Origin of the sequence: Pantoea sp. K16 (genome assembly GCF_048452805.1) — a bacterium.
GTDB classification, from domain to species: domain Bacteria; phylum Pseudomonadota; class Gammaproteobacteria; order Enterobacterales; family Enterobacteriaceae; genus Pantoea; species Pantoea agglomerans.
Window position 1 is genome coordinate 74,347 of the sequence record NZ_JBLWNV010000013.1, and the last position, 11,938, is coordinate 86,284.

An 11,938-nucleotide genomic window follows, 5' to 3' on the forward strand; every position below is an offset into this window, starting at 1 on the left:
GCTGAGTTCAAGTATTACCCTGCGGAAATGATGCGTAATTAACAGAAGTCGTTATCAGGCGAAGAGATAAGATGCGGATTGCACTGTCGGGAGGCCGGTGGAGGAAAGAATTAAAAAACCGGCACAGAGGCCGGTTCTGGTATCAAAAACGTAAAGAGGATTATTTTAATGTGGAGAGTATCTGTCTGATTGACGCGTCGATCTGTTCAGCAATCTCTTTTGGCAGACGGCTGAATTCATACTGCACAGTGCGCTTCTCATCATTAGTTTTACGACGCGCATAGGTATTAGCTGTGGCAAAGGTAGCCAGCTTTTCCGTCACCGTCTTGCTGACGGGTGCAGGTTTTTTTAACTGACGACGGGCGCTTTTAAAGCCGTTAAGAATCGCGCTCTTCTTCTCATCCGCATTGGCGCTTAGCAGGGAATCATCAGCTTTAAGCGTTTGCTTAATATCGCTGACCAGCGCGGTGACATCAACCGCTTCCGCTTTCGCCTCTTCCCAGACATCGAGCAGTAGCTGGTAATCCTGAAGTGTCAGCTCTGATACGACCGGAAAGAGTTCAATAAATTCAGCGGGTACGGCTGCGGCCTGGAACGCTCGTGAGACCTTTGCGTTTGAGATGCCTTCGGCTTTAGCAATCTCTGTTTTGCTCATGCCATTTTCGTTCATCAGCATAAAGCGCAGGCCTAATTCACGCAGGTTATGCTCTTTTGCTGTCTGAATGTCCGCAGCCAGCTGACGCGCATCACTAAGGCTCAGTTCATCAGCGGTGACCAGTACTTCCAGACTGGCACCGGAAAGAATGCATGCGGCGCGGCGGCGCGAACCATCCATGATTTCAATCCGGTCACCGTTGACACGACCAATAGCCGGAAAAAATTGCTGCAGCGTAATAGTACGGGTGATCTCCTGAAGCGATTCCGGCGTCAGCGTGCTCTGGTCACGTCCGTTGATTTTTGGGTCAACGCTAGTTCTGGTTTCAATATCATCATGCAGGATTAGCTGGCGCACAAAGGTGGCCTTCGCGCCCGACTTCAGCGTAAATGTGCGCGACTGGCTGCTGCTGTCGATCATGTTTGCGATAGCAGAATCACCAAACTTGCGCCCGATGCGCTGTATAGGTTTGCTCACAGGGTACTCCTGATATATTCAATGCGGTCAAACACAGCCCTTGAGAACTGCTCGGCTTCATATTTAGCTTTGCGCAGAGCGTCCGCACTGCCCGGATAAGAGGAGGGATTGGCACTGATCACCGTATCAAAGGATTCGCCGCAGCGTTCAAATCCATCCAGTCGCGGCAGGCTGCAGTCGAGCATCGATTTAGTAAACACTTCCCTGGCATAGCTTTGCGAAGTCAGGTGATCGTGTTTAGAAGTCATTTTGGACATAAAGCCGATATTGGCTTTAAGCCGTGGCTCAATGCCTTCGGACTCAATACGCTCCAGCATTTCAGGCAGACGCGTCAGATACTTCATGGTGGAGTGGAAATCGACCTGTGCAGGAGGCGTCGGCGTCAGCAGTACATCACTGGCCGCAATTGCATTCAGCATGAATGAATCAAGGTGAGGTCCGGTATCAAGGAAGATAAAATCGTAGTCGCCCGCCAGACGATCAATCACGTTGCGGCGTAGTACTTCCGAAGGCGCAACGCCTGGCAGATGCTCAGCAACCAGCTCTTCCCAGTCGCTTGCAACAAAACCATCGTCGATAGAGGCTGGGATCACATCAACGCCGGGCATGACAGTAGGTTTAATGAATTGCTTACGAAGCTGGTCAGCATCCAGATCGTTCAGCATCGCCTGCGCTGCCGTCTCCAGAACTGAACCGACACTGTTGGTATGGCTCAGGAACATCGTGCTTGATGCCTGTGGATCCAGGTCGATAACCAGAATACGCAGGTCATTATGTAACATAGAAGGATGTGCACGCATACCGTGGGCCAGCGTGACTGTGCTCACTGTTTTTGAGACACCACCTTTAAGGCTGACAACGAATACGACAAAGGGGCCATCGTGCCGATCGCGATATTTCGGTACTTTACGATGCTGATAGATGTCGACCACATTCTGGATAGTCAGGGCATATTGTGAGGTGCTGCCGGTCTGTTTTTTCCCAAACTGATAACCTGCTGCTTCCATATCACCAATTGCGGCGACAACAGCATGCTTACTCAGCAATGGCATGTTGGCGACAGCATTCCGGGAGAAGGTCTGGTAAAAACCGGTCTGGTTAAATTCCTGACGCTGCTGCTCAATATGGTTACTCAGTCCATGTAACATGGAATTGGCACGTGTGGCCATTTCCAGCACTCCACCATAATCACGCTTCATAAGCCCCTCTGCGTTAATGTTTTTTGCATACTACACAAAAAGCACATATCTGCCAATTTTTTAGAAAAATGCCAAAAACCTGGATTTTTTCTCCGCGATGGTGAGATGCAAGCAGCATTACTTTTGTGAATCACGGGAAAGTGAATCGCTCTGCTTTTTTGTCTTACAGGCTGGTTGAGACAGATAACTTAAAATGGCGACATTAAACGAATATTTTAAGGACTAATGATTCGGAGCGGTGCATTCCGATTCTGATAAATCATCTGCCAGTCTGCAGGTTGCTCGTTAAATTGTTTTCGTGTTTTTTTAATGGTGTTTTCAGCATGAAAATTCAATAAAAGTTATTATAAATCATTTAATTAAGCGTGAAATAGCCTGGTGAAAAATTTCCAGGATTAATGCACTTTCACTCAACATTTACTGCTGACGTAAAGTTTTACTCAGAAGCTATTACAGTGCTTTTGAACCTGAAGGAGTAGGTATAACGGTAAAGTGCGCAAGTAATCGTTACCGTTATCATTGCTAACTTAAGATCACTGCTTCCAAATCTATACCTTTTATGCCTTGTCATTATGTATCGTTCATAATCTGTGTTGCTGCCTGTCAACATAATGTCAGGCGTTTTCCGCATAGGGTTTTTATTGCAAGGCTTAATCCAGAAAAGAGAGGGATTTAATTCCCTTCATCATTATGTGATGTCACGAATCAAAATCATCGAAGAGTTAAGACTGCCGATTTAAGAGCATGAGTAGGAGTAGGAGTAGAGAACAGGCTTAATGCGGCAAGGCTTAGAGCAATATTAATTGGGGAAAGTCACCATAATGTAGCTATGCCGGACAGTCAGAATTAACGCTCTACTGTGCTTGATTCAGATCCGGATACTATCTCTTCATCTTCATGTCATTCTTACATTCCTGAAATTACTTCATTCACGCTAAGCCTATTTATTAGTTTAAGTTATTATGCCGAACGCATTTTTCTTACTGTCGTTCTTCCTGTTCTTCCTGTTCTTCCTGTTGTTCCTTCACTGGTGCCTTATTAACTTCTTCCGGGAAAGTTATTTTAAGTGCCTTTTTAGTATGTCTGACAGATTCTGAGTACTGACAAAACAAAGATATTACGTTAAGTAAGAATCTTATGGTGTTTTCATCATGAAAATAAAAAATAATCCATTATTTATCAAATAGATAGGTGATTAACATCATGGTGAGTTTTCTGTATTTTCACTGACCGATTTTCTGAGGCCTGATTTAAACTTATAACCCTAAAGATTTAATGGTTATAGGTGTATGCAACATTCCAGTCTTACCTATGCTCAGCGTTAGATCGTTTTAGCAGTAAAAGACCTTCTCAGTCGTGCTTCTGATAAACCGCACATTCAGAACTGAAGGTGAAAATCACTTCTGACTGGGACTCTCAGCTAATTCTTTGTTTTGTGTGTTTTATCCCCGTTATCCACAGGCCAGATCCAATTGGTCGATCCTCAATAGATCAAATTGAGATCCTTAACAGATCCCTGCAGCGTCTGAAGCCTTGTGACACAAGGCCTGGAAGGGGGTCAGTAACCACTGTAGCGAGAAGAATAACCACTATAACGAGTATAACAACCACTATAGCGAGAAAAGCAACCGCGCTGGCGAGTACTCAACAACCACTATAGCGAGTAAGTGGTCTGAATCGGTGTGCATAACCCTGATTATGTGTAGATGACGGCTTTTTCCAGAGTGCTTGCGATGAAAGAGGGAGATCCAGTAAAGGGGGAGGGCGGTGGCTCGACTCTTTTTCAGTTAGTTTTCTCAGGTTATCCACTGAATAGATCCAATAACAGATCCATTTAAGATCCTTATTAAGTTCCTTAAAGATCCCAGCACCGCCTCAGGCCACGGTATGACTACGTTAAAGCCGGGTCGCTAACCACTATAACGAGTAAAACAACCACTATATCGAGAGAAATAACCACTATGGTAAGTAGATTAACCGCTGTAGTGAGTGATAGTATCCACTGTATCGAGTAACAGCGGCTCTCGCCTGTTCACATCACGGATCTTCCTAATGCCAAGAAAAGAACCAGATATCCTGAACATAGCTGATGCGTTTAGCGAAACAGATAAACGTACAGGTGAAGTTGTTACTCTTACCCCCAACAGTAACAACACCGTCCAGCCGGTAGCATTGATGCGACTCGGTTTATTTGTTCCGACGTTAAAATCCACAGCGCGCAGTCAGAAAAACCAGATGAACGCCATGGATGTGACCCAGGATCTTAAACAGTTATCCCTGGTCAGGTCAGAAGGCTATGACAACATTAAGATTCTGGGTGCCCGCCTGGATATGGATAATGATTTCAAAACCTGGGTCGGGATCATTCGTGCATTCGCTACGCATGAGTGTCTGGGAGACACGGTAACGCTCTCTTTCGTTGAATTTGCCAAACTATGCGGCATACCCTCAGTGCGTCTCTCCTCGAAGCTCAGGAGCCGTCTGGATGCTTCGCTGACGCGTATTGCCTCTAACACCCTGACTTTTACCAGCAAGGGCGGAGAGAACTACACGACGCACCTGGTGCAGTCTGCGAAATACAGCATCAAGAAGGACACGGTAACGCTGCAGGCCGATCCCAAGATCTTTGAGCTGTATCAGTTCGACAGAAAGGTTCTGCTGCAGCTTAAAGCCATCAATGAGCTGGCACGCAAAGAGTCTGCTCAGGCGCTCTACACCTTCATTGAAAGCCTTCCGCCGAAGCCTGCGCCGATATCTATGGCGCGTCTGCGCGCAAGACTTAACCTGACATCGCGTGTGATTACCCAGAATGCCACCGTCAGAAAGGCCATGGAGCAGTTAAAAGAGATCGGCTATCTCGACTACACCGAAACCCGACGTGGCTCATCAGTCTACTTCTGGGTTCATTACCGTCATCCTAAGCTGCGCCCGGCCGAACTGCCGCTCAGTAAGTCAGGCCTGATCGATGATGAGATGGATGAGTTTGACGATCTTGATATCGATTCCGACGTAATTGACGTCAGCCTGCCTGAACCGGTGATTGAAGAGGATAGCAGTGAGCTGGTGATGGTCTCGCGTGAAGAAAAAGAGCTACTGAACAAAATCAGGAAGCAGAAGAAGCAATGACACGCTTTCTGCTAGCATGCTACTCCGCTTTCAATCTTTTATCGGGAACGCCGGGCTGAAAGACAATAACCACTGTAGCGAGTAACGTTACTCACTATAGTGGTTACCAGCACGACAGCAACATACGTAACGCCTGTCTGAACAGGGCTAATCGCGCTATTCATCACTCTCCATCGGCAGGACCTGAATTGAGCCCGGTGCTGTGTTTACTCTCTATAGTGGTTAGTCTCTCCCGGAAGAGCTGTCTCAAAAAGCGTAATAGCCAGAATGAGACCCAATGTTCACTCGCTATAGTGGTTACTTACCTGATCACAGCACAGAAAGTACGCCCGTCATGAAGTATTCAAGCAGGCCGTGCAGGGGAATTGGTGTCATTACTCTACTCGCTATAGTGGTTATCTCCTCCGTTACCGCGCTTTTTCATCTCCGTTTTGTCCATCCAGGGTGAGTAAACTACTCGCTACAGTGGTTATCAGGTTGTTTTATCGCTAAAGCGTTCAGTTAATGATCAGATACTGGCGCTGATGAATGCGATATTCTCGCTACAGTGGTTGTTAATTGGGAGCAGAAATGAGGAGCTTACTCGCTATAGTGGTTGTTATTGTCACTGGCCTATGCTCGATATAGTGGTTACCTTAAATAGAGTAAGCACTCACTATCATTTATTGCACTGTCAGTAAAAGACTTCCTGTTAAATTGCCAAATTCCCACACCTAAAAATGGTTACTCGCCACAGCCGTTAAACGGTGTGCCGTGCTTCAGATTTTTGCAGTTAAAGAGCTTAGCTGCATTCATAAAAGCACCTTTGCGAGGACCCACACAGGGCGGATTCTGCAATCAAGGGTCAAAATTCATTGTTGAGAGGGAGATCGGTTTTTTACTCGCTATAGTGGTTATGACTGAATGAAACCGTACCTGGAGTACCTGAAACAAAGGCTAATGCGCCTTCGCGCTGCAATTTAGAAGGACGGATGACGATTTACTTGCTCTGCTTACTCGCTACAGTGGTTTCCGAACCCTGAATATCGTTACTTTACTCGCTACAGTGGATAGGCGATGAAGTTCGATCCTAAAAAGGATCCGCCACTGATTTGCTTACTGGAAGAGTTAAACAGGTAACTTTACTCGCTACAGTGGTTATCAAATAGAGCTAAGCCAGAATGAGTACAGAGATTAAGGTATGGCCAGAACCATCAGGAAGGCGCTGCCGTTATCCCTGTCACAAGAACGGGTCCGATGGGGGCGCGGGGGAGGGGAGGTGTTTAGCGGGGCCGCTGCGGCTTTGATACTGCTCTGCAGGACATCGGTGAAGAAAGCGGCCTCGCGCTGACGTACCGCTTTATCACCATTGGGACAGAGAGTGTTACATCGCCTCCCGGTATTCCGGCCAGGCAACGGATTGTGCTTCATAGCGCCCTGCGGCTGCGAACAGCGTGCCCTGGAAGTTGCTCACACCTGCAGCCTCCAGCCACATCCACTCTTCTGCCTGTACGATCCCTGCTGCGATGACGGTAATTTCCAGCGCGGAACAGCATTTAATAATCGCCTGAACCACCGCCTGCTTTGGCCCACTGCGATGAACATCGCGGGTGATACCGGCATCAATACGAATGCGGTCGGGCTGAATGTGAGTCAGCAAGGACAATCCCGCAGAGCCGTCACCAAAATTGTCGATCGACAGACTGATTCCGACCGCTTTTAGCGCGCGTACGGCTTCAGAGAACGCTTCCAGCTGCGAGATCACTGCGGTTTCACTTACGCCAACTACAACCTGCTCAGGAACCAGTCCCGCCTGCTGAATAGCGGCCACAATATGATCGACGGCATTGGGTATCACTACAAGCGTCATAGGCAGCAGGCTGACGTACAGTGTCATACCGTCCGGGCAGACCAGGCCAGCATGGGCAAACGTCTTTTTCACGGTTTCCAGATCGTTAACATAAAGCTGATCGCCTGAGATGTCGTCGGCGGGAGCAGGTCGCAGAGTGGTCGCTTCAATCGCTGTGACCTGACGAGCGAGGGGATCCACCACCGGGCGAAAGCTGACGCCTTCTGTCTCCGGACGGGAGTCCGGCACATCATTGTGCTCAGAAATAAACTCCCAGTAACCCGGCGGGAGGACCTCGTAGTAGTTCTCTTTCTCACGAGACTCTACAAACGTGCGCAGGAATTGCAGTGCCCGATCATCATAGGTCAGACGATATTTTGACGTCCCTTTATCCAGCACGGCCTGCAGGAGCGATGAGCGATCGTGTTCACGCAGGTCAAAGAGTGCCATGCCCGCATTACCAAAGCGGCGGTAAGGCGCATAGTCGCGCATCAGCTCCACCACATTGTGGTGCCGTCGATCTGCACAAATTCTCTGATAGACTGCCTGAATGCCCGCTTCCGGACCCTCAAGTAATTGAAAAAAATGGGTACCGTTAAATAATAAGATGCCGGTCACGTCGTGAGCCGCATTTATTTTGCTGGCGTTGTCGACCATCGCGGGCAGGGTTCTGATGGGGAAGTCATCTGAAATATGGCTGCGGTATATTATGGTAGTCAGCATGTGCAGCTCCGTTTTATAAGATTGTTGCGCACACGCTAGCATTGTTCAAAAAATGTTTCATCTCTCCTTATTCACTGTCGCACAGACTGCACCACGGCAGGTGACAATAAGCGAAACGGCAAATTGTGGGGCACGGTTCCAACAATCGTAATGGGATCAGAGACGCTGAACCTGAGCAGACGAACTTATGCTTACTGCATAATAAAAAAGGCCGCCGTAATGGCAGCCTCATCGTATTGAAGGGGTAAATGTTATTTGATCAGTTCAGCAGAGACATAAGCTCGATTATCAACGCGTGCGCCGGTAATTTTATAGGATGCACCTGCATCTTTGGCCTGTGCGGCGACTTTCGCTTCAGCAGCATCCAGGGTAGACGCGGTAGCGGTAATAGTCTGGGCAAAACTACCGAATGAAATCAGAGAAAGTGCAGTAACAGCAACGAAAGTTTTGATGGAGTTCATGGTCAATTCCTTAGCGTATTTCAGTCAGAGAGAGGCGTTTTGCCTCGATGGAATGAATGATAGGCGCGATCTCGCCAGACTGATATAGCTAACTTTTGCTGATGTTGATCAAATATTTTGAATTATTATCATGGGGGATATTAGAGATCGTTCAGATCGCTGAAAACGCAATCTGATATCAGATTGCGTCAGCTCCAGTTTTAATGACACTCGCCACGCAGCTTCCAGTGCAGCCAGTGATCCAATGCTTCTTCGTTCAACGGTTTCGAATAGAAATAGCCCTGAGCCTGATCGCAGCCATACTCGGTCAGGGATGTTACTGCATCCGGACACTCAACCCCTTCTGCCACCACGGTATAGTCCAGCTCTTTAAGCATGGCGATGATGCTGCGTGCAATGATGCGTGAAGCCGTGTCAGAGGAAAGCTCACTGATCAGGGAACGATCCAGCTTAATCACATCAAGCGGCATGCGACGCAGATAACTGATATTGCTGTAGCCGGAACCGAAATCATCGAGTGAAATAGTGAATCCTCGTGCTCTGAGCATCTCCAGCCCGCGCAGGGCGGTCGGGCTTTCAAGGATACGTTCGGTTTCCAGACATTCGATTCCCAGCAGAGAGGTTGGGAGCTTAGATTTGACCATCTTACTTTCCAGCGCTGAAGCGAACCCCTCGCGCGCAAAGTCACGTACGCTGACGTTTATCGTTAGCGGCAGCTGGATGCAGTTATTCCTCAGCCGGCTAAGGCGCTCAACCGCCCGATCGATAATCCAGGCTGTCAGCACAGAGAGCAGATCGGTCTGCTCAGCCAGCGGGATAAAGGCGGCAGGTGAAAGCTCGCCCCGGCTGGGATGTTGCCAGCGGATAAGCGCTTCCAGACCCACGGGTTTACCACTTTGCAGGCAAATTTTCGGCTGATAGACCATATACAGCCCGGTGTTCTCGCGTAATGCCGTTTTAAGATCGGTCATCAGCAGGAAATCTTCTGAACGCTGCGTTTCAGCCTCAGCGTCAAAGCGCTGAGAGGGCAGTCCGCGGCCGACCGCTTCATGCAACGCACTGACCGCACGGCCTAATATTTCAGATGCTGGCATGCTGCCAGCGACAAAGTCAGCCTCACCGGTATGGGGAGTCAGCGCGACCGACAGACCTTCATCCATGTCCGCACTGATACCTTCCAGACGACCGGCTACCCACGCGGCACTGAGTCGGCTATCCGCTCGGGTCAGGATAGCAAAGCGGCCGGTGGCCACCGTATAGATCATCTCCCCAACCGCCGGCCGCAGGCGCAGCGGCAGCAGAGTGGCCATATCTTTCAGCAGGCTCTCAACCGGGCTCATTCCCATGGTGCGGGCCAGTTCATAAGCACGCGACATATCGATGCAATCAATCAGAACCAGACGGCGTGGCGTGGTATCGCCGGCAACGGCAAGATATTGCAAATCACGTATCAGGCGCTGACGGTTAGGTAGCCCGGTCACCGGATCGGTAAAACCCGCCGAGTGCCAGGCTTCAAGAAAAGACATTACCAGCGTAGAGAGCAGCGTTAAGGTCGTCACCTGGTCACTGGGAAACGCATGCGGTTCGGTGTCGGTCACACATAGTGTGCCCAGAATAATACCATCGCGTGTTTTCAGTGGCACACCGACATAAAAGCGGATAAAGGGTGAGCCAGTGATCAGGGGATGCGTGACAAAACGCGCATCGTAATAAGTATCAGGGACGATCACCGCACTGTCGCTATCAACCACGTGTCGACAAAGTGAATCCGCACGCGTTGAGCGTTGCAGTTCAAAATTGTGTGATGCCCGAACGGTCTGGAACTCATCATCCAGCACCGATATAAAGCTGCCCGGGATACCCAGGGCCTGACTGGCTAACCGGACAAACTTCCGGAGAACTTCATCGCGGCTTTCATCAGGGTCGCGCAACGCCTGTAAGGCGCGGCTGCGGCGCTCATTGTCGCCGTTTAAATTGTTTAACATGTGTGTAGAACCCCCGCACCGGCTGATTACGGAGCGAAAAAAGAAAACTGTCCGGAGCGAAATGTGATTCGGGCGGCAGGAATTATGGCGTGATTTTTTATTTTCAACTTGATAATAAGGGACTATGCAGCGGGTGTCTCTTAATATTTTCTTTAACGCATTAAAGGGGTTGTTACGATTCGAAAATTTAATCGAAGATGCGCCTGATTATTTACATTTGTACATTTTATATAGCCAGGAGAGGGTTTTTACGGTTGTTAATGTTTATTTTCCGTCAGGAGATGAATAAGCATTCAGGGTGGTTAATGTTATTTCTAAGTCAGTTTTACAATTAAACAGGTCTGCAGCCAGAGACGGATCGCTATCCGCTGGTTGCTCAGGAAGATAACCTATTAAAAATACAGGTAAAAGCCTGAAAAAATGAAGACCGGCAGATATGACCTGTCAGTGTACTCCTGACTGCTATAGGTCAATCCACCGCAAGACTGCCAGTAACGTGTCGCTTCAGACAGTAATCAGTTTAACCTTTCATGCCGTGTGTGAATTGTGTCGGACGACGTGGCGGCGGGTTTTGCTCCAGCCAGTCACGAACCTGTTCGGTCCGCGGCCCTCGCTCGCGGATCGCGCGTGTCAGCCTTTCCTGTGTTGTCCTCAGTTCCTGGGTCCAGTAGGTGATTTGCCACTGTTCACGAATTTCCACCTGCGACAGATCGTCGGGCGAGCGACGCTGGATAGGATTTTTCATTCATTATCCTCCTCTTTTTCAATGATGCAGCCTGAACATGACTCTCAGGCTATACCTCTATCCTGATGAAAAAAGGAAGATTGAGGTAGCGGATTAATCCCTGAATGGCCCTTAAGGCAAATAACAGGATAATTCCTGGCAGGAGGAATAAAGCACTCTATGGAAATAGAAAAGTCTCCGTCAGGGCGAAATATGCCGCTTCGCTTATAAAAAAGCATGCATGATTTTTAAACCTGAAATTTGACATTTATTTAAAATAGTCAATTATTCTGTGGTCTTTTCGTTATGGCCGCTCTCAGGTCGCTTCGCTTTTATTGATGGCGAAGCACTGTGCCTTTGCGGTTTAATCATGTTGAAGGAGTCTTTGTTTGGTGAATCGTCCCCCCAGGCCGCCTGTGGTCGTCCAGAGTAATGTGCGTGAACTTCGTCTTGCCGCCGGGCTCTCACAGCAGAGCGCTGCTGAGCGTTTTGACCTTAGCCTGCGCGTCTGGCAAACCAAAGAAGCCGCAGGTAACCCGACACTATTAAGTCAGGGAGAATATGAGTTGCTGTTATTGCTGGCTGGCTGTCATCCCCATTTTGCTCTTGCACCTCAGAGCAAAAAGTAACGGCTGCGTTAATACCCTGAAATTTACTTCTGTGGTAACCGGCTGTCTGATAACGGTAAAAAAATTATATTTAACGACTTGAAAACTGACTACTGATCCCTATTTATGGAGATGATCGGAAATATGAGTCC

Annotated in this window: 8 protein-coding genes; 2 read left to right on the plus strand and 6 right to left on the minus strand. The window is 48.5% G+C overall.

Annotation, left to right across the window (positions count from 1 at the left end; translation table 11 throughout):
- Nucleotides 1–160: 160 nt before the first annotated feature.
- Nucleotides 161–1,132 carry a ParB family protein gene (locus tag ACK13D_RS17335; protein ID WP_122889906.1) on the minus strand — a complete coding sequence of 324 codons (972 nt, stop codon included), beginning with the start codon at nucleotides 1,130–1,132 and terminating at the stop codon, nucleotides 161–163.
- The gene (locus ACK13D_RS17340; protein ID WP_010256940.1) at nucleotides 1,129–2,331 is read right to left on the minus strand and encodes an AAA family ATPase; all 1,203 of its coding nucleotides are present in this window, start codon (nucleotides 2,329–2,331) and stop codon (nucleotides 1,129–1,131) included. The genes ACK13D_RS17335 and ACK13D_RS17340 overlap by 4 nt, the downstream gene beginning before the upstream one ends.
- Before the next feature lie 2,052 nt (nucleotides 2,332–4,383).
- Here ACK13D_RS17340 and ACK13D_RS17345 point away from each other — a divergent pair.
- On the plus strand, nucleotides 4,384–5,457 hold the full coding sequence (locus ACK13D_RS17345; RefSeq protein ID WP_010256943.1) for a RepB family plasmid replication initiator protein: 1,074 nt from the start codon (nucleotides 4,384–4,386) through the stop codon (nucleotides 5,455–5,457).
- Between the two features lie 1,363 nt (nucleotides 5,458–6,820).
- On the opposite strand, the gene ACK13D_RS17350 is transcribed toward ACK13D_RS17345, so the two are convergent.
- From ACK13D_RS17350 to ACK13D_RS17365, 4 genes are all read right to left on the minus strand, one after another.
- Nucleotides 6,821–8,008 (minus strand): diguanylate phosphodiesterase, encoded by a 1,188-nt coding sequence (locus tag ACK13D_RS17350; RefSeq protein WP_418796953.1) that lies wholly within the window; start codon nucleotides 8,006–8,008, stop codon nucleotides 6,821–6,823.
- A gap of 251 nt (nucleotides 8,009–8,259) precedes the next feature.
- Nucleotides 8,260–8,469: a YdgH/BhsA/McbA-like domain containing protein gene (locus tag ACK13D_RS17355; RefSeq protein ID WP_022624235.1), complete on the minus strand. Its 210-nt coding sequence runs from the start codon at nucleotides 8,467–8,469 to the stop codon at nucleotides 8,260–8,262.
- A 200-nt stretch (nucleotides 8,470–8,669) separates the two neighbouring features.
- Nucleotides 8,670–10,454 carry a GGDEF and EAL domain-containing protein gene (locus ACK13D_RS17360; RefSeq protein WP_010256951.1) on the minus strand — a complete coding sequence of 595 codons (1,785 nt, stop codon included), beginning with the start codon at nucleotides 10,452–10,454 and terminating at the stop codon, nucleotides 8,670–8,672.
- Between the two features lie 520 nt (nucleotides 10,455–10,974).
- On the minus strand, nucleotides 10,975–11,199 hold the full coding sequence (locus tag ACK13D_RS17365) for a DUF3606 domain-containing protein (protein ID WP_010256955.1): 225 nt from the start codon (nucleotides 11,197–11,199) through the stop codon (nucleotides 10,975–10,977).
- 368 nt (nucleotides 11,200–11,567) lie between these two features.
- On the opposite strand from ACK13D_RS17365, the gene ACK13D_RS17370 reads away from it, so the two are divergent.
- Nucleotides 11,568–11,807: a hypothetical protein gene (locus ACK13D_RS17370; RefSeq protein WP_022624236.1), complete on the plus strand. Its 240-nt coding sequence runs from the start codon at nucleotides 11,568–11,570 to the stop codon at nucleotides 11,805–11,807.
- Nucleotides 11,808–11,938: the final 131 nt, after the last annotated feature.

Coding starts and splice junctions, on each gene's coding strand:
- ACK13D_RS17340 (WP_010256940.1), bottom strand. CDS start 2,331: ATGAAGCGTGATTATGGTGGAGTGCTGGAAATGGCCACACGTGCCAAT.
- ACK13D_RS17345 (WP_010256943.1), top strand. CDS start 4,384: ATGCCAAGAAAAGAACCAGATATCCTGAACATAGCTGATGCGTTTAGC.
- ACK13D_RS17350 (WP_418796953.1), bottom strand. CDS start 8,008: ATGCTGACTACCATAATATACCGCAGCCATATTTCAGATGACTTCCCC.
- ACK13D_RS17355 (WP_022624235.1), bottom strand. CDS start 8,469: ATGAACTCCATCAAAACTTTCGTTGCTGTTACTGCACTTTCTCTGATT.
- ACK13D_RS17360 (WP_010256951.1), bottom strand. CDS start 10,454: ATGTTAAACAATTTAAACGGCGACAATGAGCGCCGCAGCCGCGCCTTA.
- ACK13D_RS17365 (WP_010256955.1), bottom strand. CDS start 11,199: ATGAAAAATCCTATCCAGCGTCGCTCGCCCGACGATCTGTCGCAGGTG.